The 22057-nt window shown below is 73.9% G+C and carries 19 protein-coding genes and 2 tRNA genes; 12 read left to right on the plus strand and 9 right to left on the minus strand.

Going from position 1 to position 22057, the window contains the following annotated elements:
• Positions 1 to 2: 2 nt before the first annotated feature.
• Complete coding sequence (locus L6241_RS08860; RefSeq protein WP_123090960.1) at positions 3 to 1445, minus strand: PLP-dependent aminotransferase family protein; 1443 nt, start codon at positions 1443 to 1445, stop codon at positions 3 to 5.
• Between the two features lie 770 nt (positions 1446 to 2215).
• Positions 2216 to 4378, minus strand: coding sequence for an ATP-dependent DNA helicase RecQ (locus tag L6241_RS08865; RefSeq protein WP_368245814.1), 2163 nt, complete (start codon positions 4376 to 4378; stop codon positions 2216 to 2218).
• 117 nt (positions 4379 to 4495) lie between these two features.
• Here L6241_RS08865 and L6241_RS08870 point away from each other — a divergent pair, with 117 nt between their 5' ends.
• Genes L6241_RS08870 through L6241_RS08880 form a run of 3 tightly spaced genes read left to right on the plus strand, consistent with a single transcriptional unit; the run spans position 4496 to position 6405 of the window.
• Entirely contained in the window at positions 4496 to 4939 is a 444-nt protein-coding gene (locus L6241_RS08870; RefSeq protein ID WP_368245816.1) for an acyl-CoA thioesterase, read from the plus strand.
• Positions 4936 to 5595: a hypothetical protein gene (locus L6241_RS08875; RefSeq protein WP_368245818.1), complete on the plus strand. Its 660-nt coding sequence runs from the start codon at positions 4936 to 4938 to the stop codon at positions 5593 to 5595. Before L6241_RS08870 ends, L6241_RS08875 begins: the two co-directional genes overlap by 4 nt.
• A 21-nt stretch (positions 5596 to 5616) precedes the next feature.
• Entirely contained in the window at positions 5617 to 6405 is a 789-nt protein-coding gene (locus L6241_RS08880) for an inositol monophosphatase family protein (protein WP_224766880.1), read from the plus strand.
• 122 nt (positions 6406 to 6527) lie between these two features.
• On the opposite strand, the gene L6241_RS08885 is transcribed toward L6241_RS08880, so the two are convergent.
• Complete coding sequence (locus tag L6241_RS08885) at positions 6528 to 7346, minus strand: glycerophosphodiester phosphodiesterase (protein ID WP_368245820.1); 819 nt, start codon at positions 7344 to 7346, stop codon at positions 6528 to 6530.
• Entirely contained in the window at positions 7346 to 9049 is a 1704-nt protein-coding gene (locus tag L6241_RS08890) for a glycoside hydrolase family 13 protein (protein WP_368245821.1), read from the minus strand. Before L6241_RS08890 ends, L6241_RS08885 begins: the two co-directional genes overlap by 1 nt.
• Positions 9050 to 9158: 109 nt before the next feature.
• On the opposite strand from L6241_RS08890, the gene L6241_RS08895 reads away from it, so the two are divergent.
• Positions 9159 to 10094, plus strand: a complete 936-nt coding sequence (locus tag L6241_RS08895; RefSeq protein ID WP_368246071.1) for an NADP-dependent oxidoreductase — start codon at positions 9159 to 9161, stop codon at positions 10092 to 10094.
• 76 nt (positions 10095 to 10170) lie between these two features.
• Here the strand turns inward: L6241_RS08895 and L6241_RS08900 are convergent, their stop codons facing one another.
• The 3 genes from L6241_RS08900 to pepN all read right to left on the minus strand — a co-directional run bounded on the left by L6241_RS08900 (position 10171) and on the right by pepN (position 14151).
• Entirely contained in the window at positions 10171 to 10575 is a 405-nt protein-coding gene (locus tag L6241_RS08900; RefSeq protein ID WP_251718475.1) for a globin, read from the minus strand.
• Positions 10576 to 10646: 71 nt separating this feature from the next.
• Positions 10647 to 11531 carry a mechanosensitive ion channel family protein gene (locus L6241_RS08905; protein WP_368245823.1) on the minus strand — a complete coding sequence of 295 codons (885 nt, stop codon included), beginning with the start codon at positions 11529 to 11531 and terminating at the stop codon, positions 10647 to 10649.
• 61 nt (positions 11532 to 11592) lie between these two features.
• A complete protein-coding gene (pepN, locus tag L6241_RS08910) occupies positions 11593 to 14151 on the minus strand; it encodes an aminopeptidase N (protein WP_368245825.1) in 2559 nt (852 codons plus the stop codon).
• A gap of 122 nt (positions 14152 to 14273) precedes the next feature.
• Here pepN and L6241_RS08915 point away from each other — a divergent pair, with 122 nt between their 5' ends.
• From L6241_RS08915 to L6241_RS08935, 5 genes are all read left to right on the plus strand, one after another.
• Complete coding sequence (locus L6241_RS08915) at positions 14274 to 14882, plus strand: DsbA family protein (protein WP_201466199.1); 609 nt, start codon at positions 14274 to 14276, stop codon at positions 14880 to 14882.
• Between the two features lie 60 nt (positions 14883 to 14942).
• Positions 14943 to 15407, plus strand: coding sequence for a ribose-5-phosphate isomerase (locus L6241_RS08920; protein ID WP_123090955.1), 465 nt, complete (start codon positions 14943 to 14945; stop codon positions 15405 to 15407).
• A 183-nt stretch (positions 15408 to 15590) separates the two neighbouring features.
• Positions 15591 to 16688 carry a PP2C family protein-serine/threonine phosphatase gene (locus L6241_RS08925; RefSeq protein WP_368245828.1) on the plus strand — a complete coding sequence of 366 codons (1098 nt, stop codon included), beginning with the start codon at positions 15591 to 15593 and terminating at the stop codon, positions 16686 to 16688.
• 46 nt (positions 16689 to 16734) lie between these two features.
• The gene (trmB, locus tag L6241_RS08930; protein ID WP_368245829.1) at positions 16735 to 17475 is read left to right on the plus strand and encodes a tRNA (guanosine(46)-N7)-methyltransferase TrmB; all 741 of its coding nucleotides are present in this window, start codon (positions 16735 to 16737) and stop codon (positions 17473 to 17475) included.
• 9 nt (positions 17476 to 17484) lie between these two features.
• Positions 17485 to 18033: an NYN domain-containing protein gene (locus L6241_RS08935; RefSeq protein ID WP_368245831.1), complete on the plus strand. Its 549-nt coding sequence runs from the start codon at positions 17485 to 17487 to the stop codon at positions 18031 to 18033.
• 72 nt (positions 18034 to 18105) lie between these two features.
• Here L6241_RS08935 and L6241_RS08940 read toward each other — a convergent pair.
• A tRNA-Gly gene (locus L6241_RS08940) sits at positions 18106 to 18176 on the minus strand.
• A 102-nt stretch (positions 18177 to 18278) separates the two neighbouring features.
• On the opposite strand from L6241_RS08940, the gene L6241_RS08945 reads away from it, so the two are divergent.
• Positions 18279 to 18352, plus strand: a tRNA-Pro gene (locus L6241_RS08945).
• Positions 18353 to 18655: 303 nt separating this feature from the next.
• On the opposite strand, the gene L6241_RS08950 is transcribed toward L6241_RS08945, so the two are convergent.
• Entirely contained in the window at positions 18656 to 19171 is a 516-nt protein-coding gene (locus tag L6241_RS08950; protein WP_368245833.1) for a hypothetical protein, read from the minus strand.
• A 178-nt stretch (positions 19172 to 19349) separates the two neighbouring features.
• On the opposite strand from L6241_RS08950, the gene tig reads away from it, so the two are divergent.
• Both tig and L6241_RS08960 read left to right on the plus strand, forming a co-directional pair.
• Complete coding sequence (gene tig, locus L6241_RS08955; protein WP_368245834.1) at positions 19350 to 20744, plus strand: trigger factor; 1395 nt, start codon at positions 19350 to 19352, stop codon at positions 20742 to 20744.
• 89 nt (positions 20745 to 20833) lie between these two features.
• Positions 20834 to 22045, plus strand: coding sequence for an MFS transporter (locus L6241_RS08960; protein ID WP_368245835.1), 1212 nt, complete (start codon positions 20834 to 20836; stop codon positions 22043 to 22045).
• Positions 22046 to 22057: the final 12 nt, after the last annotated feature.

Genomic DNA, 22057 nt, shown 5'->3' on the forward strand with positions numbered 1-22057 from the left:
GACTAGGCGATGAGGGGGGTGGCGAGGTCGTGGCGGGCGTGCGCCCCCGGGTCGAGCTCGGCCCAGGCGCGGGCCATCCGGTGCACGGCGTCGCGCAGGGTCGGCTCGGGCAGGGTGAAGGGGATGCGCAGATGCCGCTCGAGACCGGGCTCGGGGGCGAAGCGCGGCCCGGGGGCGAGGATCACCCCGTGCCGCTCCGCGGCGACGACGAAGGGAGTCGACACCGGCTCGGGCAGGGTCACCCACAGGCACAGCCCGCCGTGCGGGACGCGGGTGCGCCACTGCGGCAGGTGCTCGTGCAGGGCGGCGACGAGCGTGTCGCGCCGGGAGCGGGCGACCTCGGCGCGCGAGGCGGTGATCTCGTCGTCGTGGGCCATGAGCTCGAGCAGGGCGAGCTGCTCGAGCACGGGGGAGCCGAGGTCGAGTGTCGTGCGCGCCGCGGCGAGCGGCCCCATGAGACGGGCGGGCGCCCGCAGCCAGCCCACCCGCAGGCCGGACCAGTGGCTCTTGCTCGCGCCGCCGAGGGTGATCGTGCGGCGGTGGTGAGCGGCGAAGGGGGAGGGCACCCCCGGCCCGTCGACCCGGGTCTCGACGAGGGTCTCGTCGACGACGGCCAGCACGTCGTGGCGGGTGAGCGCCCGACCCAGCCGTGCGCGCTCGCCCTCGCCCATGAGGTGGCCGGTGGGGTTCTGGTAGTCGGGCAGGAGCAGGGTGGCGCGGGCGCCGGTGCGCGGCAGGGCGGCCTCCCAGGCGTCGAGGTCCCAGCCGGTCTCGTCGACGGGCATGGCGACGAGCCGGGCGCCGTCGGCGCGCAGGGCCTCCATGCCGTTGGGGTAGGTCGGGCTGTCGAGGAGCAGCCGGTCGCCGGGCCGGAGGAAGGCGCGCGACGCGATGGCGTGGGCACCCACCGCGCCGCTGGTGATCATCACCTCGTCCGCGCTCGTCGGCAGACCGCGCTGGGTGTACCGCGCGGCGACGGCCTCGCGCAGGGCGGGCACCCCGAGCGGGTAGTAGCCCGATCCCTGGAGATAGGTCGGCCAGCGGGTGAGGGCCTGCTCGTAGGCCGTGTGCATCTGCACCGGGGGCGGCATGACGGCGCAGGTGAGGTCGACGACGCCGGTGTCGCCGCCCTCGATGCGCGGCATGAGGGCGCCACGGCCGTCGCGGCTCGCGGCGTCGGGCAGGTCGGTGACGGTGCCGGACCCGCGCCGGGAGCTCGCGTACCCCTGCTCGGTGAGCAGGGCGTAGGCCCGCGTGACCGTCGCCCGGCTCACCCCGACGGTCTCCGCGAGTGCGCGCTCGCTGGGCAGCCGCGTGCCGGCCGGGACCCGGCCGTCGTCGACGAGCAGGCGCAGGGCCTCGGCGACGGAGCGGTAGGCGGGGTGCCGCTCCGGTGCGCGGCCGAGCAGGGTCGCCAGCCGGGTGGGAGAGATCGTGCGGGTCATACGAGCCACTTTGTCATGATTGGCTCTTCTGCGGCAGGGGTCGGCACGGCACCATCGGTGTCATGAACGCACCACGCCGTGTCGCCCTCGAGGCGATGACCCCTCTCGAGCAGCTCCGTGCCGGGCAGACCGCCCGGCGGCTGCCGCAGCTCTTCGTCGGTCTGGCCCTCTACGGCGCCGCGATGGGCATGCTCGTGCGCAGCGAGCTCGGCCTCGACCCCTGGGACGTCTTCCACGACGGCGTGCGCCGTCTCACGGGTCTGAGCTTCGGCACGATCGTCATCGGCGTCGGGGTCCTCGTGCTCGTGCTGTGGATCCCCCTTCGCCAGTGGCCGGGGCTGGGCACGGTCGCCAACGCCGTCGTCATAGGCCTGGCCACCGACGTGACCCTGTCGCTGCTCGACACCCCCGACGGCCTCGTGTGGCGGTGGGTCCTGCTCCTCGGCGGCATCCTCGTCAACGGCTTCGCCGGGGCCCTCTACATCGGCAGCCAGTACGGCCCCGGGCCGCGCGACGGGCTGATGACCGGCATCGCCCGGCGCACCGGCGGGTCGATCCGCCTCGTGCGCACCTCGCTCGAGCTCACCGTGCTGGCGCTCGGCTGGCTGCTCGGCGGGGTCGTGGGCCTGGGCACCGTGCTCTACGCGGTCCTCATCGGACCGACGATCCAGCTCTTCCTGCCCTTCGTCACCGTCGACCTGTCGGCGTCACGGCGCTGTCCTGCGCACGCGGGCGCCCAGCCGGCCGACGCCCCGCTCGAGCCGGTCGCCTCAGCCCTCGAGCCCGAGGGCGAGGGGCAGGACGGCCTCGGCACCTGCGCGGCGCAGCAGCCGGCCGGCGACGGTCAGGCTCCAGCGCGAGTGGACGACGTCGTCGACGAGGAGCACGGGGCCGCCTGCCGTCGCTAGGGCGGAGGCGAGCTCGGGCCCGACCGAGAGGCGGTCCCACACCCCGGCGAGCCGGAAGGCGCTGTTGCCCCCCGGCTCGCCGACCGGTCCGTCCTCGACGAGGTCGAGGGTGCCGAGCATCGTCAGCCGGCCGACCTGCGCGAGGTGCTCGGCCACCGACCCGACGAGCAGGGGGTGACGCCGCGAGGGCATCGCGACGACGCCGACCGGGCGCTGCGCCCACGGCCACGCGGCGAGCACCTGGACGAGCGCGCGGGTCATCGGCTCGGGCACGGGCGCGTCGGGCGCGGCGAGCACCTCGCGCACCCGGGGCCCCCACCCGAGGTCGGTCGTGCGGGCGAGGGCCCGGCCCTCCTCGACCTGCTCCTCGGCCGGGATCCGGCCCTTGACCTCGACGCCGAGCCGCGGCATCCCGGTCGGCCACGAGACCCGCGGGTCCAGCGGCACACCCGGACGCTGCAGCGCCTGGCTCGCGCTCGTGCGGGCGTCGGCGGCGACGCCCTGCGGCACCCAGCCGGGGTCGCACACGTCGCACCGCCCGCACGGCTGCGCGCTCGGGTCGTCGAGGCAGGCCTGGAGGTAGGCCATCCGGCAGGTCGTCAGGGTGAGGTAGCGCCGCATCGCGTCCTGCTCGTCGCGACGGGCCTGGTCGACCCGGGCGTACCGCTCGCCGTCGTAGGTCCACGGCTGCCCGGTGCTGATCCACCCGCCCTGGACACGGCTCACGGCGCCGTCGACGTCGAGGACCTTGAGCAGCAGCTCCAGACGGGTGCGTCGGATGTCGACGGCGGTCTCGAGCGCGGCGGTCGAGAGGGGGCGGCCGGCCTCGGCGAGGGTGCGCAGGACGACCTCGGCCTGGTCCTCGCGCGGCATCGACGCAGAGGCGAAGTAGCTCCAGATCGAGCTGTCCTCGTGGCCGGGCAGGAGCACGACGTCGGCGCGGTCGGTGGCGCGGCCGGCACGACCGACCTGCTGGTAGTAGGCGACCGGCGACGAGGGTGCTCCGAGGTGCACGACGAAGCCGAGGTCGGGCTTGTCGAAGCCCATGCCGAGCGCGCTCGTCGCGACGAGGGCCTTGACGTCGTCGCGTCGCAGCGCCTCCTCGAGCCGGGCGCGGTCCTCGGCATCGGTGCGGCCGGTGTAGGCGGCGACCGTGTGGCCGGCGTCGCCGAGGGCCCGGGCGACGTCCTCGGCGGCCGAGACCGTGAGGGTGTAGATGATGCCGCTGCCGGGCAGGTCGTGCAGGTGCGTCGTCAGCCAGGCGAGGTGCTCGTCGGGACCGGCGACCGGCAGCACGCCGAGGCGCAGGGAGTCGCGGGCCAGCGCCCCGCGCACCGTCGTCACGTCGTGGCCCCCGGCCCCGAGCTGCTCGGCGACGTCGGCGACGACCCGCGCGTTGGCGGTCGCGGTCGTCGCGAGCACCGGGGTGTCCTGCGGCAGGCGCTCGAGCAGGTCGGCGATGCGCCGGTAGTCCGGTCGGAAGTCGTGGCCCCAGTCGGAGATGCAGTGCGCCTCGTCGACGACGACGAGGCCGCAGCGGCGCACGAGGTCGGGCAGCTGCTCCTCACGGAAGCGGGGGTTGTTGAGCCGCTCGGGGCTGACGAGGAGCACGTCGACCTCGTCGGCGGCCAGCGCCGAGCGCACGTCGTCCCACTCCTGGGCGTTGGCCGAGCTCATCGACACCGCGCGCACCCCGGCGCGGTGGGCGGCCGCCACCTGGTCGCGCATGAGCGCGATGAGGGGCGAGACGATGAGCGCCGGGCCCGCGCCCCGGGCGCGCATGAGCGAGGCGGCGACGAAGTACACCGCCGACTTGCCCCACCCGGTGCGCTGCACGACGAGCGCCCGGCGCCGGTGCTGGACGAGGGCGGCGATCGCCTCGAGCTGCCCGTCGCGGAAGTCGACGTCCTCGCGCCCGACGAGACGGCGCAGGGCGGCGCGGGCGGCCTGCGCGACCTGGGGGTCGACGTCGACGTGCGTGCCGTCGGTGCTCGTGAGGTCGGCGGGAGCGGGGGAGGAGCTCATGTCCTCCACCGTAGGCGAGGGGTGCGACGCCGCCGCCCGGGCGACCGCCGGGCACCGCTGCCCGGCTCCCGCTGGGCAGCGCCGCCGGGCTCCCTGCCGGGCTGGGAGGATGGCGCCATGCCGATCACCACGACCCTCGTCCCCCTTCGCTGGAGCGACATGGACGCGTACGGGCACGTGAACAACGTCCAGTACCTGCGCCTGCTCGAGGAGGCGCGGATCACCGCCTTCGCGCAGTGGTTCGGGTCGGGGTCGGAGGAGATGCTCCAGGGCGGGGTCATCGTCGCGCGCCAGGAGATCGAGTACCTGCGCCCGCTCGTCTACCGCCTCGCCCCCGTGCGCATCGACCTGCGGGTGAGCCAGATCGGGGGCGCGAGCTTCGAGGTCGGCTACGAGGTGCGTGACCCCGAGGACGTCGGCGACGCGGTGTACGCCCGGGCCGAGACGGCGCTCGCGGCCTTCGACCTCGCCACCGAGCGGCCCCGACGACTTCCGCAGACCGAGCGCGACGCCCTGCGCGCGCAGCTCGAGGCCCCCGTCGCGCTGCGGGGCCGGCGATGAGCGCCCTCGTGCTCGCCGACGAGCAGGTCGGCGCCGACCTGGCCACCTACGTCGGCCGCGCGAAGCGTCATGACGAGGACGGCGCCGCCCGGCTGCAGGCCCTGCCCGCGGGCGACGCCGGCGTCCTCGCCGTGTGGACGTGCGTGCTGCCCGGGGCCGGTCTGACCCGTGCGGGCCTCGTGCTCGGCCTGCGCACCCTGCCTCTCGGGGCACCTCCCGAGCCCCTCGACACCGTCGTCGCGCTCGCCGCCCTCACCGACCGGCTGGCCCGCAGCGGCACGGGGTCCGCCGAGCTCCCCGTGCCGCCGACGACCGTCGCCGCGTCGTGGGCGGCCGTGAGCCCGCCCCGCGGGGGCTGGGAGCCGGTAGGGTCGCTCTCCGCCTCGCGGCTGTACGACACCGCCACCGCCGGCATCGTCGAGGTCGCGACGGGCACCCCGCAGGGCGCGGGCTCGAGCGCCGTCGCCGACCTGCGCTCGCGCGTCTGGGGTCGTCGCGTCGAGGTCCCCGGTGGGTCTGACGGCGCGTCGGTCCCGGCGGGCGCAGCCTTCGGGATGCACGTCCTGGGCTTCCTCGGCGAGGACCCGGTGACGGTCCACGGGCAGGGCCCGTGGGTGCGGCTCACCTCCCGGGCCGGCTACGTCCTCGCGCGCTGACCCCCTTCGTAGGCTGGTCCCGTGAGCACCGACCCCACGACCGTCCCCGCTGACCTCGACGACGCGGCCCTGGCCGCCGAGCTCGTCGACCGGGCCGGCGCACTCGCCGCGGCGATGCGTGCGGAGGGCCTCACCGGCGCCCGCAAGACGTCGGTCTCCGACGTCGTCACGGCCGCCGACCACGCCGCCGAGGAGCTCGTCGTCTCGGTCCTGGCCCGGCTCCGGCCCGACGACGGAGTCGTCGGCGAGGAGGGCGCGGAGGCGCCCTCGCGCAGCGGGCGTACCTGGGTCATCGACCCCGTCGACGGGACGTACAACTTCCTGGCCGGGATGGCCTACTGGTGCAGCGCGCTCGCGCTGCGCGACGACACGGGCGTCGTGCTCGGCGCGGTGCACCAGCCGGTGACGGGTGAGCGGTGGCTCGGAGGGCGCGACCTGCCGACGAGCCTCGACGGCGCACCGCTGGAGGCCCTCGTCGACCTGCCGCTCGATCAGGTGTGCCTCGCGACCTACCTCCACCCGACGCGCCTGGCCGACCCCTCCCTGCGCGAGCCGTGGCTCGCCGCGTGCGAGGGGGCGGCGACGGTGCGCATGCTCGGGTCAGGATCGTGCGACCTCGCCGCGGTCGCCGCCGGCCGCGTCGGCGTGTGGGCGCAGCCCCTCGTGCCCGCGTGGGACTGGCTGCCCGGTGAGGCCCTCGTCCTCGGCGCGGGCGGGCGCACGGCCCAGGTCGACGTCCGCGGCACGACATGGAGCGTCGCCGGCCGCCCCACCGCCGTCGAGCAGGTCCTCTCCGCCCTCACCCGCTGACGCGCCGCCCCAGCTTTCCCGCCCAGGGCGGGAACATTCGACCTCGGGCAAGAACATTTCTTTCCCGAGGTCGAGCTTTCCCGCCCTGGGCGGGAAAGTGCGAAGGGGGGCGAGCCCGTCCGTCAGTCGTCGGCGAGGGGGGTGCCGCGCTCGGCGAGGACGTCGCGCAGGACCTCGATCCGGTCGCTGACGATGCCGTCGACGCCGAGGTCGAGGAGGCGGTGCATCTCGTCGGCGTCGTCGATCGTCCACACGTGGACGTGCTTGCCGGTCGCGTGGGCCGCGCGCAGCAGCGCCGGGGTGACGAGGGTGATCGGGCGGCGCCCGAGGAGGTGCCGGACGGGGATCTGCAGCGCCTGCGCAGGGGAGTGGAGCAGGCGCGAGAGCACCCCGGGCAGCAGCCGCATGCCGGCGACACCCGCCGGGCCGGCCGACGTCGCCAGGCGCGGGCCGAGCAGGCGACGCGCCGCGCGCAGCCGTTCGTCGGAGAAGGACCCGACGCACACCCGGTCGATCGCCCCGTGGCGGCGCACGACCTCGGCGAGCGGCGCAACCGCGCCGGGCGCCTTGACGTCGATGTTGAAGCGGGTCGTCGGGAAGCGCTCGAGCAGCTCGTCCATGAGCGGCACCGCGTCACCCGCCGGCGTGCGGGCCCGGCTCACGCGCGACCACGGCAGCTCGGCGAGCGAGCCGACCCCGTCGGTCACCCGGTCGAGCACCGCGTCGTGGAAGGCGACGAGCCGCCCGTCGGACGTCGCGTGCACGTCGGTCTCGAGGTAGCGGTAGCCCATGGCCACCGCCTCCTCGAAGGCTGCCGCGGTGTTCTCGCGCCCGACGTTCGGCTCGTACCCGGCCCCACCTCGGTGCGCGAGCCCGATGGGGGTCCGCGCCTGGAAGTACGGGTAGTCCGACGCCGGTCGGGCCACCCGGGCCGAGAGCATCAGACCTCGCTCGCCAGGGCGGCCCACACGGCCGTGTCGCTCGGGACCTGGCCGTCGGCGAGCGGCCCGGAGGCGACGAGCACCTCGGCGCCGGCCGGCAGCGCGACGGGCGCGTCACCGAGGTTGGCCAGGACGAGCGTGCTCTCGCCGACGACGAAGGCGACGACGTCCTCGCCGAGCCCGTCGACGTGGGCGAGCGAGCTGCGGCCGAGGGCGCGCTCGCGGCGCACCGACAGCAGCCGGCGGTAGAGCTCGAGGGTCGAGCCCTCGACGCCGGTCTGGCGGTCGACGGCGAGCTCGCCGTAGGTCGGCGGCTGCGGCAGCCACGTGCGCCCGCTCGGGCCGAAGCCGTACCCGGGGGCGTCGCCCTCCCACGGCATCGGCACGCGGCAGCCGTCACGACCGAGCTCCTCGCCGCCGGTGCGGCGGAAGGTCGGGTCCTGGCGGTACTCGTCGGGCAGGCTCGTGTGCTCGGGCAGCCCGAGCTCCTCGCCCTGGTAGACGTACGCCCCGCCGGGCAGCGCGAGCATGAGCGTCGTCGCGGCGCGGGCCCGGCGCAGACCGAGCTCGGCGTCGGGCTGGGGGTCCTCGGCGCCGATGCCGTTGGGCCGCGGGCCGTCCTGCGGCAGCCCGAAGCGGCTCGCGTGACGCACGACGTCGTGGTTGCTCAGCACCCACGTCGAGGGCGCGCCGATCTCGTCGTAGACCCGCAGCGAGGTCTCGACGACCTCGCGCAGGGCGCCGGCGTCCCACCGGGTGTCGAGGAAGTCGAAGTTGAAGGCCTGGTGCATCTCGTCGGGGCGCACGTACCGGGCGAGACGCTCCGGCGGGCGCACCCACGCCTCGGCGCACAGGATCCGCTCGGGCCCCTCGGTGTAAGAGTCGAGCACCCGGCGCCAGTCGCGGTAGATCTCGTGCACGCCGTCCTGATCCCAGTACGGGCTGTCGGCGGTGTTGTTCTGCTGGAGCATGTGCTCGCGCGGCGCGTAGTCTGGCAGCCCCTCGGCCTTGACGAGGCCGTGGGCGACGTCGACGCGGAAGCCCGCGACGCCCCGGTCGAGCCAGAAGCGCAGCACGGACTCGAACTCCGCGCGCACCTGCGGGTTGGTCCAGTCGAGGTCGGGCTGGCCGGTGTCGAAGAGGTGGAGGTACCACTGGCCGGGCTCGCCGTCGGCCTCGGTGACGCGCGTCCACGCGGGCCCGCCGAAGACGGAGGTCCAGTCGTTCGGCGCCTCGCTGCCGTCGCCGCGCCCCTCGCGGAAGATGTAGCGGGCCCGCTCGGGGGAGCCGGGCGCGGCGGCCAGCGCGGCCTGGAACCACGCGTGGTCGACGGAGGTGTGGTTGGGCACGAGGTCGACGACGACCTTGAGGTCGAGCTCGGCCGCGCGGGCCATCATCGCGTCGACGTCGTCGAGGTCGCCGAAGAGCGGGTCGATGTCGCGGTAGTCGGCGACGTCGTAGCCGGCGTCGCGCTGCGGCGAGACGTAGAAGGGGGAGAACCACACCGCGTCGACGCCGAGGGCGCGCAGGTGGGGCAGGCGGGCGGTGATGCCCGCGAGGTCCCCGATGCCGTCGCCGTCCCCGTCGGCCCAGCTGCGGGGGTAGACCTGGTAGATCACGGCGTCGCGCCACCAGGCGGCGTCGGCCGGGGCGCCGGCGTGCAGGGGGGTGGTCTGCAGGGTCGTCGTCGGGGACGCAGTCATGCGCAGATCGTCGCAGCGCGGGACCCGTTGGCGCAAAAGGGCGTCCCCCCTTCGCGGGGCCCGCGCGGCAGTGCGGAATGGCTCGGCCCCGCGCCGGGTTGGCATGAGCATGCGAGCGATCACCTATGACCAGTACGGCGACGACAGCGTCCTGCAGCTCACCGAGCGACCGGTGCCGAAGGTGGGACCGAGCGAGGTCCGCATCCGCGTCACCCGGGCGAGCGTCAACCCCGTGGACTGGAAGATCATGTCCGGCGGGCTCGACCCCATGCTCGACGCCCACTTCCCGGTCGTGCCCGGCTGGGACGTCGCGGGCGTCGTCGACGCGGTCGGCCCCGACACCCCCGAGCACGCCGTCGGCGACCGGGTCGCCGCGTACGCGCGCAAGCAGGTCGTCTCCGGCGGTACCTTCGCCGAGTACGTCACCGTCGCCGTCGACGACGTCGCGGCCGTGCCCGACGCCGTGAGCGACGACCACGCCGCGGCGCTGCCGCTCGCGGGCCTGACCGCCCAGCGCGTCCTCGAGACCCTCGAGATCGGCTCGGGTGACGTCGTCCTCGTCCACGCCGCGTCCGGCGGTGTCGGTCACCTGCTCTCGCAGCTCGCCGTCACGGCCGGCGCCCGGGTCATCGGCACCGCCTCGGCGCGCAACCACGAGCGGCTGCGCGCGCTCGGCGTCGAGCCGGTCGAGTACGGCGACGGGCTCGTCGAGCGCGTCCGCGAGCTCGCGCCCGAGGGGGTCGACGCGGTCGCCGACCTCGTCGGCGGGGTCCTCGACGACAGCCTCGCGCTGCGTCGCGACGGCGGACGGCTGGCCTCGATCGCGGACGCCTCGGTCGAGGAGCACGGCGGCCGCTGGGTCTGGGTGCGCCCCGACGGCCCCCGGCTGGCCGGTCTGCTCGACGAGGTCGCCGCCGGGCGTCTGCACGTCGAGGTCGACCGGGTGGTCCCCTTCGAGCAGACCGCCGACGCCTTCGCCGCGAGCCGTGACGGCTCGGCCGCGGGCAAGATCGTCCTCTCGGTGAGCGACGCCGTCGTCGCCTGACCCACCACGCACGAAGGGGGACCCCCGACCCGCCGGTCGGGGGTCCCCCTTCGTCGTGCTCAGGACCGCGTCGTGCTCACAGCCGGTTGCCCTCGCCGTCGGAGTTGACGAGCATGTGCGCGGCCCGGAAGAAGTAGTCGCGCATCTGCTCGGCGTGCGCCTCGGGCAGGTCGACCTGGTCCATCGCCGCGTACATGTGGCGCAACCAGCGGTCGCGCATGTCGAGCGTCACGGCGAAGTCGACGTGCCGCATCCGCAGGCGTGGGTGCCCGCGCAGCTCGTTGTACGTCGAGGGCCCCCCGAAGTACTGCTCGAGGAACATCCGCAGGCGCACCTCGGCCGGACCGAGGTCCTCCTCGGGGTAGAGGGCGCGCAGCTCGGGGTCCTCACGGACCCCCTCGTAGAAGGCGTGGACGAGGGCGACGAAGGTCTCGTGACCGCCGACCTGGGAGTAGAAGGTCTCGCCGGGCTGGACGAACATGCGTCCAGTCTCTCAGGCGGCACGGGGGCGGGCCGAGCCCGCCCCCGTGCCGTGCCCGAGCTGCGCCGTGCTCAGACCGTGGCGACCGGGGGGAAGGGCGGGCCCTTGACCCCTTCGCGGTCGAAGGCGTCCTTGACCCGGCGCCGGATCTCGCGCTGGACGCCCCAGTGCTCGTCGGGCGCGCACCTCGCGAGGACGCGCATCGTCACCGTGCCGCCGGTGATCGACTCGACGCCGAGCAGCTGCGGCGGGTCGAGCACCGCGCCGGACCACTCCGGCTCGTCCTCGAGACCGGAGATCGCCTCGCGGATGATCCGACCCACCCGGTCGACGTCCTCGCGGTAGGAGAAGGGCAGGTCCACCGTCGCGGTCGACCACCCCTGCGAGCGGTTCGCGATGCGGATGATCTCGCCGTTGCGGACGTACCAGACGACCCCCTGCGCGTCGCGCAGCCGGGTGATCCGCAGGGTGACCTCCTCGACGGTGCCGACGGCCTCGCCGGTGTCGACGAGGTCGCCGACGCCGTACTGGTCCTCGAGGATCATGAAGACCCCGGAGAGGAAGTCCTTGACGAGGCTCTGCGCGCCGAAGCCGAGCGCGACACCGCCGACGCCCGCGGACGCCAGGAGCGGCGCGAGCGGGATGCCGAGGAGCGCCATCACCGTGAGCAGGGTGATGAGCGAGATGACGAAGGTGACGACCGAGCGCAGCAACGAGCCGAGCGTCAGCGTGCGCTGACGGTGCCGCTCGGTGTTGATGCCGGCCTTCGTCGCCACCATGCCGACGGCGGAGCGCCCGCGGTCGACGATGCGGCCCTCGCGACGCGAGACGGTCGTGTCGACGAAGCCGCGGATCGCCCGGTGCAGCACGGCCCGGGCGACCACCGCGGCGACGACGGTGACGAGGATCTGCAGCGGCACGCCGGAGATCCAGCCCCAGGCGTCCTGGGCGGTCACCGCCGCCATGCTGCTCGCGCCCTCGCTGACGGGGGACAGGGTCGAGCTCGTCCGCACCAGATCAGGCCCCCGTGCTCTGCGCGTCGCGCTGCTGGGCCGCCACCGCGCGCGCGACGGCGTCGCGCTGCTCGGTGAGGGTGCGGCGCAGCCCGGCCGGGGCGTCGGGGTGCTCGGCCAGCCACGCGTCGGAGGCGGCGAGCAGCTCGGGGCCGGCGAGGGCCATCGGGTAGAAGAGCACGACGATGCTCTCGGCGACCGCGTGCGTGCGCTCGGACCACACGCGCGTCAGCGCGTCGTGGTAGCGGGCGACGAAGGGGGAGAGCAGCGCCGGGTCGCCGACCCGGCCGAAGCCGAGGGCGTGGGCGTCGACGACGGAGTTCGACGTCGTCGCGTCCTCCACACCGGCGTGCCAGGCGGCCTCCTTCGCCTCCGGGGTCGGGGCCGCGCCCCGGGCCCGGGCGGCGCGCTCGCGACCGGTCGCGGTGTTGTCCTGACCGGCCTCGGCGTCGACGTCCTGCGCGGTGCGCTCGCCGGCGGCGACGAGGGCGGTGAGCAGGGTCCAGCGCATGTCGGTGTCGACGGCCAGGCCGCGCGCGTCCTGCGAGCCGTCGAGCAGACCGGCGACGAAGGTCGTGTCGTCACCGGGGGCGGTGAGGTCGGCGACCGCGGTGACGAGCTGGAGCTGGGCGTCACTGCCGGGCTCGGCGGTCCGGGCCAGCTCTTCGAGCCGGTCGCGCACCTGGGTGCGCAGCTCGGCCCGCACGGTCGGGTCGGAGTAGGACAGGACCGCCGTGCGCAGCTGCTGCAGGAGCGTCTTGAGCAGGGTGGAGTCGTCCTGGCCCTCGAGGGCCGCCAGGGCGATCGGCACGTACTCGCGGGCGGGCAGCTCGGCGTCGCGCGTCATGTCCCACGCGCTCGCGAGGCACAGCGACTCGGGCAGCGAGTCGGCGAAGGCGCGCGGGTTGCTGCGGAAGGTCGCCAGCGAGCGGGCGTCGAGCCGGATCTTCGCGTAGGCGAGGTCGTCGTCGTTGACGAGGAGCAGGTCGGGCTGCTGGCGGCCGACGAGCGCGGGCACCTCGGTCACCGCCCCGTCGACGTCGAGCTCGATGCGCTCGGTGCGGGTGAGGACGCCGTCGACGAGGTCGTAGCAGCCGATCGCGAGCCGGTGCGGGCGCAGGGTCGGGTGCTCGTCGGTGACGGCCTGCTCGACGCGCGCCGCGGTGATCGCGCCACGGTCGTCGACCTCGACCACGGGGCGCAGGGTCGCGACACCGGCGGTCTCGAGCCACAGCGCCGACCACGCGCGCAGGTCGCGGCCCGAGGTGGCCTCGAGCTCGTCGAGGAGGTCGCCGAGGGTCGTGTTGCTCCACGCGTGCTTGGCGAAGTACGCGCGCAGCCCGTCGCGGAAGGCCTCGCGGCCGACGTAGGCGACGAGCTGCTTGAGCACCGAGGCGCCCTTGGCGTAGGTGATGCCGTCGAAGTTGACCTCGACGTCGGCGAGGTCGCGGATCGGCGCGACGATCGGGTGGGTGGTGCTCAGCTGGTCCTGGCGGTAGGCCCACGACTTCTCGTGCGTCGAGAAGGTCGTCCACGCCGTGGCCCACTGGGTGGCCTCGGCCTGGCAGGTCGTGCTCGCCCACTCGGCGAAGCTCTCGTTGAGCCAGAGGTCGTTCCACCACTTCATCGTCACGAGGTCGCCGAACCACATGTGGGCGAGCTCGTGGAGCACGGTGAGGGCGCGGCGCTCGACGAGGCTGTCGGGGACCTTCGAGCGGAAGACGTACATCTCGTGCAGCGTCACGCAGCCGGCGTTCTCCATCGCCCCGGCGTTGTACTCGGGGGTGAAGACCTGGTCGTACTTGTGGAAGGGGTAGGCCTGGTCGAACTCCTCCTCGAAGAAGGCGAAGCCGGCCTTCGTCAGGTCGAAGAGGTGGTCGGCGTCGAGGTGGGCGCTCAGCGAGCGGCGGCAGAAGATGCCAAGAGGCACCTCACCGGCGCGGGTGGTCACGCTGTCGCGCACGACGTCGTAGGGCCCGGCGACGAGGGCAGTGATGTAGCTGCTCATCCGCTCGGTGGCGGGGAAGGCCCAGCGGGCGACCCCCTCGCGCACGGGCGACGGCTCCGGCGTCGCGGAGTTCGAGATGAGCACCCAGTGCGCGGGCGCGGTGACGTCGAAGGTGAAGGAGGCCTTGAGGTCGGGCTGCTCGAAGACCGGGTACATGCGCCGGCTGTCCGGCACCTCGAACTGCGTGTAGAGGTAGACCTCGCCGTCGACCGGGTCGACGAAGCGGTGCAGCCCCTCGCCGGTGTGCATGTAGCGCCCGGTCGCCTCGATCGTCAGCACGTTGTGCTCGGCCAGGCCGGGCACGCGCAGGCGGGAGTCGGCGTACAGCTCGCCGGGGGAGAGGGTCGTGCCGTTGAGGGTCACCGCGTCGACCGACTCGCCGATGAAGTCGACGAAGGTCTCGGCGCCCGGGGTCGTGGCCGAGAAGGTGATCGTCGACGTCGTCGCGAAGGTCTCCTCGGACACGGTGAGGTCGAGGGTGACGTCATAGCTCTCGACCCGGACGAGGCCGGCGCGGGTCGCGGCCTCCTCGCGGGTCAGGTTCGTGCCGGGCACGGGGCCTCCATCGGTGTCGTCCTGGGGACGGCGGCCGGGTCACGGCGCCGTCGGGTGATCCTCCTCATGCTGACACAGGGCCTGCGGGGCGGACCGGCCCGGGCTTCTGCCAGGATGCCGCCATGGCGACCGAGAGCGTTGACTTCTACTTCGACCCCGCGTGCCCGTGGGCATGGATGGCCTCCCGTTGGATGATGGAGGTGGAGCAGGTCCGCGACGTCGACGTCCACTGGCGGCAGATGAGCCTGTGGGCGCTCAACGAGGGCCGCGACATCCCCGAGGGCTACCGCGAGTTCCAGGAGCGCATCCACGGCATGTCGCGTGTCCTGGCCAAGGCGCTCGACGCGCACGGCGACGAGGTCGCCAAGCCGCTGTACGACGCCCTCGGCGAGCGCATCCACCACCAGGGCCGCAGCGACTTCGACGCGATCACCGCCGAGGCCCTCGAGCAGGTCGGGCTGCCGGCCTCGCTCCTCGAGGCCGCACAGGACGAGTCGCTCGACGACGTCCTGCGCGCGAAGAAGCAGGCGGTGAGCGAGCTCGTCGGCGACGACGTCGGCACCCCGACGATCACCGTGGCCGGCTCGAGCTTCTTCGGCCCGGTCGTCAGCCCCGCCCCGAAGGGGGAGGCCGCCGGCCGGCTGTGGGACGGCTGCGTGGCCGTCGCGGGCACCGACGGGTTCTTCGAGCTCAAGCGCTCGCGCACCCGCGACCCGATCTTCGACGTCTGACCCGGTCCGCTCCCGGACCTCACCACCCAGCAGCACCCACCCGAGAGGCATCACCACCCCATGCGCGTGCACATCGGCGGAGACCACGCCGCCTACGAGCTCCAGCAGGAGCTCATCGCCCACCTCCAGTCCGAGGGCCACGAGGTCGTCAACCACGGCCCCTTCGACTACGACGCCGTCGACGACTACCCGGTCTTCGTGCTGCGCGCCGCCGAGGCGGTCGCGGCGGACCCGGGCAGCCGGGGCGTGGTCCTCGGGGGGTCCGGCAACGGCGAGCAGATGGCGGCCAACAAGGTGGCCGGCATCCGTGCGGCGCTGTGCTACGACGTCGAGCTCGCGCGCCTGGCCCGCGAGCACAACGACGCCCAGGTCATCAGCATCGGCGGGCGCATGCAGCCGGTCGAGGTGGCCACCGAGATGGTGCGCGTCTTCCTCTCCACGGACTTCACCGGCGAGCCCCGCCACCAGCGGCGGATCGACATGGTGACCCGCTACGAGCAGACCCGAGAGCTGCCCGAGCTCTAGGCAACGCCGGGGGATCGACCCACCCGAAGGTGGGCGATTGGCCCATATACAACGTCCAACCCTGGACAGTGAAGTCTTTTTCTTCAAGACTTGGTCAAGGAATCGTGTCCCACGAGGGCTGGGACCTAGTGTCGAGACGTCACCGCTCCTCCGAGCGGCGGCCCGACGACCAAGGGACACGCGATGTCGACCACCACCTCCCAGAGCGGGCGCCTCGCGCTGCCCGAGCTGGGGGCATCGTTGGTGCGCACGCTGGCGCACTCGAGCTCAGCGCCGCGCGTCGTCGTCCTCCTCACGGCGGCGCTCGCGATCACTCTCGGCAACCCCTACGCACCCCAGTACCTGCCCGTCTCCGCCTACATCCCCCTCATCCTCCTCGCGGGTGTCGTGCTGCCGGTCCGTGCGCTCGCGGCGACCTACGTCGCCGTGACGACGATGATCATCTGGGTCGTCGCCTTCGGCACCGGGGGCCCGTACTACGTCGCCCCCTTCGCCTGCGCGGCGACCATGGGGACCCTGCTCGCCACCTCGTACTCGCGCTCCCAGCACGGGGTCGGCGCCTTCACCGGCGACCGGATGATCATGGAGCTGCGTGACAGCCTCTTCGCGATCGGCGAGATCCCGCCGCTGCCCGCCGGGTGGCACGCGGAGCGCGCCTTCGCCACGGCCCACCACCAGGCCTTCTCCGGTGACTTCGACGTCGCGGTGCTCCAGGAGGACCACAGCCGGCTCGAGGTGATCCTCGTCGACGTCGCCGGCCACGGGCAGAAGGTCGCGACGCGCTCGCTCGCCCTCTCCGGCGCGCTGTCCGGCCTCGTCGGGCAGGTCGACCCCGCGGGCGTGCTCACCGCGGCCAACGGCTACCTCGCCCGGGCGAACTGGGACGAGGGCTATGCGACCGCGGTCCACCTCGACGTCGACCTCGAGAACGGCTGCTTCAACCTCGCCCACGCCGGGCACCCGCCCGCCGTCCAGTTCGTCGCGGCGACCGGCCAGTGGCAGACCGTCACCGCCGCCCTCGGGCCGGCGCTCGGCCTGCTGCCCGACGCGGTGTACCCCCGCGTCGAGGGAGTGCTCGAGCCCGGTGACGCGCTGCTCGTCTACACCGACGGCGTCGTCGAGTCGCCGACCGCCGACGTCGCCGACGGCATCGACTGGATGCTCGGCCGGGCCGAGGCCTCCGTCGGCGCCGGCCTGAGCGGGCTGACGACCGAGCTCGTGCGCCAGGGTCGCGCCGGCGAGGCCGACGACCGCGCCGCGATCCTCATCCGGCGCAGCTGACCGGGCCGTCCGGACCGGGGCGGGCGCGCCGTAGGATCGGCGTCCGATGACCCCTGACCAGCCCCACGACGACCCGTTGCGCCGCCCCGCGCACGACCGCCCGCCCGCCCCGAACGGCCGGCCCTCCTCGGGGGTGCGCACCTTCACCCCCCGCTGGCGCAGCTCGCCGCTCACCGACGAGCGGATGGCTGCGCTCATGCCCCGCTACGGCGTCGAGTCGCAGCGGCTCGACGAGGCCGCCCGCGCCCGGATCTACGGGCGGGTCGCCCCCTTCGTCCTCGAGATCGGGTCGGGCCACGGCGCCGCGGCCCGCGCCTACGCCGCCGCGCACCCCGATCACGACGTGCTCGCCGTCGAGGTGCACGTGCCCGGGATCGCCCGGATGCTCGCGGCCGCCGACGAGGAGGGCCTGACCACCCTGCGGGTCCACCGCGGTGATGCCCTCGACCTGCTCCACGACGCAGTGCCCGACGGCTCGCTCCAGGCGGTCCACCTCTTCTTCCCCGACCCGTGGCCCAAGGCGCGGCATGCGAAGCGCCGCTTCGTCCAGCAGCACACCCTCGACCTCTTCGCGCGACGGCTGCGGCCCGGCGGCCACGTCCTCGTCGCCACCGACCACGAGCTCTACGCCCAGCACGTGCGCGAGCAGCTCGCCGAGCACGGCGGGTACGAGGTCGTCGAGGGGGAACGGCCGTCCTGGCGGCCCACCGACGGCTTCGAGGACAAGGGCACCCGCGCCGGTCGCGTCATCCACGAGCTGCGCCTCACGCCGCGCGGACGCGGATAGGGTCGCGACATGTCCCAGCGCACCAGCTATCTCCTCGTCGACGGCGAGAACATCGACGCCACCCTCGGCACCTCCGTCCTCGGCCGACGTCCCCACCCCGAGGAGCGGCCGCGCTGGAACAAGCTGCTCGGCCACCTCGAGCGGCGCTGGCAGCAGCCGGTCAAGGCCCTCTTCTTCCTCGCGGTCGACGAGGACCTGCCGATGTCATTCGTCCAGGCGCTGCTCGCCATGGGCTACACCCCGGTCCCGCTGAGCGGCCCGGGCAAGGTCGTCGACATCGCCATCCAGCGCACCGCGGACGCGCTGCTCGACCGGGCCGCCGACGTCATGCTCGTCAGCCACGACGGCGACTTCACCCCGCAGATGACCGCGCTCTCGCGCGACGAGGACCGCCGCCTCGCCGTCGCCGGCTTCACCGAGTTCATCTCCACCGGGCTGCGGCAGGTGCCCGGCCTCGAGGTCGTCGACCTCGAGTACGAGATCGGCGCCTTCACCTCGGCGCTGCCGCGCGTGCGGATCATCCCGATCTCCGAGTACGACCCCGCCGACTTCATCTGAGCGAGCCGGGACGACGAGACCCCCGCACCAGGTCGGTGCGGGGGTCTCGTCGCGTCCGCGGACGGACGGGGGAGCGGGCGACGGGAATCGAACCCGCGTAGCCAGTTTGGAAGACTGGGGCTCTACCATTGAGCTACGCCCGCACACCTCTCGCGGCCTGCCCGCGAGGTGCGGGCGCTGCTGCGCGAGGAGCACGGGTTAGCCTAATGCGCGCTCGGACGCCGACCGAATCGGCTCCCGGGTGACGGGGTATGGCGCAGCTTGGTAGCGCGTCCGCTTTGGGAGCGGAAGGCCGCCGGTTCGAATCCGGCTACCCCGACCCGCCGTGCGTCCGGTGGTCTCGAGGCTCAGGCCCTGGCGGGCCCTCGCACCTCGACCATCGACGTAACCCGACCCGCCGTGCGTCCGGTGGTCTCGAGGCTCAGGCCCTGGCGGGCCCTCGCACCTCGACCATCGGCTACCCCGACCCGCCGTGCGTCCGGTGGTCTCGAGGCTCAGGCCCTGGCGGGCCCTCGCACCTCGACCATCGACGTAACCAGACCCGCCGTGCGTCCGGTGGTCTCGAAGCTCAGGCCCTGGCGGGCCCTCGCACCTCGACCATCGACGCCCGCCGCGAGACCGCTCAGGTCGGGAGCATCGGGCCACCGGTGCCGGCGCCGAAGAGGCGCTCGGTCAGGCCCGTGCGGGCCCCCTTCGCCTCGAGCGCCCGCTGCACCTTGGCGACGTTGGAGCGGGTGGGCCAGGCGAGCCACAGCATGACGGGGACCATGACCAGCCCGAGCAGGGCGAGCAGGCCCCACCCGCTGACGAAGGCGAGCATCACGGCGACGATCCCGGGCGCCTCGACGAGCGCGCAGCGCACGATCGTCGAGGACTGGAGAGCGGCGACCGCGGTGCGACCGGGGTCGCGGTCGGCCGGGTCGACCGGCGGGACCCGGAAGCCGACGGTCGTCGCGGCGCCGACCCCGGCGAGGGCGACGACGGCGAAGACGGCCAGCCACAGCGGGTCGGCGCCGCCGTCCGTGCCGGCGCTCACCAGCCCGACGAGGCTGACGAGGACGAGGCCGCCGCACATCGCGGCGACGACGATCTTCACGGGCTGCAGGGCGGTGGCGGACGTGGCCGGTGGCTGCGACATGGCTGGCACCCTAGGGCCCGGCGGGCTCGTTTGGGTCGTGCGGCCGGTGTGACGGTAGTGTGACGACCTACGTCTGCGTCCATGTCAGGAGCAGCCGGGACCGGCCCCTGCGGGGTCGGAGACGGCTCGTGGGCGTCAACCGTTGACCACCCGCCAGAGATCCTTTGGAGTGCCTGCAGTGAAGAGTGCCGTCGAGAAGCTCAACCCGACCCGGGTGAAGATGACCGTCGAGGTCACCAGCGAGGAGCTCGCGCCGCACGTCGACGCCGCCCTGAAGACCATCGGCTCCCAGATCCAGGTCCCGGGCTTCCGCGCGGGCAAGGTCCCGAGCCGCATCATCGAGCAGCGCGTCGGCAAGGCCGCCGTCCTCCAGGAGGCCGTCAACGAGGCTCTGCCGGAGTTCTTCGGCCAGGCCGTCGAGGCCGAGGAGCTCAAGCCGCTGGGCCAGCCCGAGGTCGAGATCACCTCGCTGCCCCTCGAGGACGGCGAGCAGCTCGAGTTCACCGTCGAGGTCGACGTCCGCCCCGAGGTCACCCTCCCCGACTACGACGGCCTGGCCGTCACCGTCGACCCCGTCACCGTGAGCGACGAGGACGTCGAGGCCCGCATGACCGAGCTGCGCGAGCGCTTCGGCACCCTCACCGGTGTCGACCGCGCCGTCGAGGACGGCGACTTCGTCTCCATCGACCTGCGCGCCGAGATCGACGGCCAGGAGATCGACGCCGTCGAGGGCATCTCCTACGAGGTCGGCTCCGGCACGATGCTCGAGGGCATGGACGCCGCGCTCGTCGGTCTGAGCAAGGGCGAGAGCGCCGACTTCACCTCGCCGCTCGCCGGTGGCGACCAGGCCGGTCAGGACGCCTCGTGCACCGTGACGGTCCAGTCCGTCAAGGTCCGCGAGCTGCCCGAGGTCGACGACGACTTCGCCCAGATGGCCAGCGAGTTCGACACGGCCGAGGAGCTGCGCGCCGACGTCGCGAAGCAGGCCGAGCAGGCCAAGAAGTTCGAGCAGGGCATCCAGGCCCGCGACAAGGTCCTCGAGACCCTCCTCGAGCAGGTCCAGATCGATCTCCCGGAGAGCATCGTCGAGGGCGAGGTGCACCAGCACCTCGAGCAGGAGGGTCGCCTCGAGGACGACGAGCACCGTGCCGAGGTCGACGAGTCGACCCGCAAGGCGCTCACCTCGCAGTTCCTCCTCGACGCGATCGTCGAGGCCGAGCAGGTCGAGGTCGGCCAGCCCGAGCTCGTCGAGTACCTCGTCATGCAGGCCCAGCAGTACGGCATGGACCCCAACCAGTTCGCCCAGCTCATCGACCAGCAGGGTCAGGTGCAGGCGATGGTCGGCGAGGTCGGCCGTCGCAAGGCCCTCGCCGCGGTCCTCGACAAGGCGAGCATCACCGACACCGACGGCAACGCGATCGACCTCGACGAGCTCGTCCCGGACGCCGAGGGCGAGAGCGACGAGTCGGTCGAGTCGCAGGCCCCCGAGGTGACCGAGGACGACAGCGCGTCGACCGAGACCGAGGCCCCCGAGGCCGAGGCCACGCAGGAGCAGGACGCCCCCAAGGCCTGATCCACCGCACCTCACGACGAAGGGGGGAGCCGACCACGCGGTCGGGTCCCCCCTTCGTCGCTGCCACACCACCGCAGAAGGAGCCCGGCGTGACCACCGCCGCCCGCACGTCCGCCGTGCCCCAGGAGCGTGCCCACCGCGCGCTCCTGCTCGTCTTCGCCCTCGCCGGGGTCGTCTTCGCGACCTGGGCGAGCCGGCTGCCGGACATCAAGTCGATGCTCGGCCTGACGAGCGGCGAGCTCGGCATCACCCTGCTCGCGGGCAGCGTCGGCTCCCTGCTCGCGCTGCCGGTCGCCGGTCGTCTCGCCGAGCGCGTCGGGACGGGCCGGGCCGTCGTCGTCGGCGCGGTCCTCGCCTCCGTCGGGATCCTCGGCGTCGGTCTCGGCGCCCAGGTCGCGGGCTCCCGACCGCTCATCTCCGCCGGCCTCTTCGTCACCTCGGCGGGCGTGAGCCTGTGGGACGTGTCGATGAACCTCCAGGGCGCGACCGTCGAGCGGGCGCTCGGCCGCTCGACGATGCCGCTGTACCACGCGTTCTTCAGCGGCGGCACCGTCCTCGCGGCCCTCGTCGGCGCCGGTCTCGTCGCCCTCGACGTCTCGTTGCTCGTGCACTTCGTCGTCGTCGTCGCGCTGGCCGCCACGCTCGCGCTGCGCACCCAGCGCCACTTCCTCGCCGACCCGCGGCTGCCCGACGAGCCGGGCACGACCGGCGTCACCCGCTCGGCGTGGCCCGAGCCGCGCACGGCGCTCATCGGCGTCTTCGTCCTCGTCGCCGCCTTCACCGAGGGCACGGCCAACGACTGGATCGCCGTCGCCTTCGTCGACGGGCACGGCGTGCCCACGTGGGCCGGCGTCGTCGCCTTCGCGTGCTTCCTCGGCGCGATGACCCTCGGACGGGTGCTCGGCACCCGCCTCCTCGACGTCTACGGCCGCCGGCGGGTGCTGCTGCCGATGCTCGTCGTCGCCGCGGTCGGCTCGCTGCTCGTCGTGCTCACCCCGCCCGCGACGGCCTACGTCGGCACGCTGCTGTGGGGCTTCGGCGTGAGCCTGGGTTTCCCCGTCGGCATGAGCGCCGCGGCCGACGACCCGCGCCGCGCCGCCGCGCGGATGTCGGTCGTCGCGACGATCGGCTACGCGGCCTTCATCGCCGGCCCGCCGGTGCTCGGCCTGCTCGGCGACCACGTCGGCATCCTGCGCGCGCTGCTGCTCGTCGCCGTGATGATCCTCCTCGCCCTCGTCACCCTGCCCGCCGTCGTCGAGCCCGACGACGCCCGCGCCGCTCAGCCCGCGCGCAGCGCGTGACAGGTGTCATGC

This window comes from Janibacter sp. Y6 (assembly GCF_040900765.1).
Taxonomy (GTDB): Bacteria; Actinomycetota; Actinomycetes; order Actinomycetales; family Dermatophilaceae; genus Marihabitans; species Marihabitans melonis.

Bases quoted from the DNA above. Each gene is read 5' to 3' on its own strand.
- L6241_RS08860 (WP_123090960.1), bottom strand. From the start codon at position 1,445: ATGACCCGCACGATCTCTCCCACCCGGCTGGCGACCCTGCTCGGCCGC.
- L6241_RS08865 (WP_368245814.1), bottom strand. From the start codon at position 4,378: ATGAGCTCCTCCCCCGCTCCCGCCGACCTCACGAGCACCGACGGCACG.
- L6241_RS08870 (WP_368245816.1), top strand. From the start codon at position 4,496: ATGCCGATCACCACGACCCTCGTCCCCCTTCGCTGGAGCGACATGGAC.
- L6241_RS08875 (WP_368245818.1), top strand. From the start codon at position 4,936: ATGAGCGCCCTCGTGCTCGCCGACGAGCAGGTCGGCGCCGACCTGGCC.
- L6241_RS08885 (WP_368245820.1), bottom strand. From the start codon at position 7,346: ATGCTCTCGGCCCGGGTGGCCCGACCGGCGTCGGACTACCCGTACTTC.
- L6241_RS08890 (WP_368245821.1), bottom strand. From the start codon at position 9,049: ATGACTGCGTCCCCGACGACGACCCTGCAGACCACCCCCCTGCACGCC.
- L6241_RS08895 (WP_368246071.1), top strand. From the start codon at position 9,159: ATGCGAGCGATCACCTATGACCAGTACGGCGACGACAGCGTCCTGCAG.
- L6241_RS08900 (WP_251718475.1), bottom strand. From the start codon at position 10,575: ATGTTCGTCCAGCCCGGCGAGACCTTCTACTCCCAGGTCGGCGGTCAC.
- L6241_RS08915 (WP_201466199.1), top strand. From the start codon at position 14,274: ATGGCGACCGAGAGCGTTGACTTCTACTTCGACCCCGCGTGCCCGTGG.
- L6241_RS08920 (WP_123090955.1), top strand. From the start codon at position 14,943: ATGCGCGTGCACATCGGCGGAGACCACGCCGCCTACGAGCTCCAGCAG.
- L6241_RS08925 (WP_368245828.1), top strand. From the start codon at position 15,591: ATGTCGACCACCACCTCCCAGAGCGGGCGCCTCGCGCTGCCCGAGCTG.
- trmB (WP_368245829.1), top strand. From the start codon at position 16,735: ATGACCCCTGACCAGCCCCACGACGACCCGTTGCGCCGCCCCGCGCAC.
- L6241_RS08935 (WP_368245831.1), top strand. From the start codon at position 17,485: ATGTCCCAGCGCACCAGCTATCTCCTCGTCGACGGCGAGAACATCGAC.
- L6241_RS08950 (WP_368245833.1), bottom strand. From the start codon at position 19,171: ATGTCGCAGCCACCGGCCACGTCCGCCACCGCCCTGCAGCCCGTGAAG.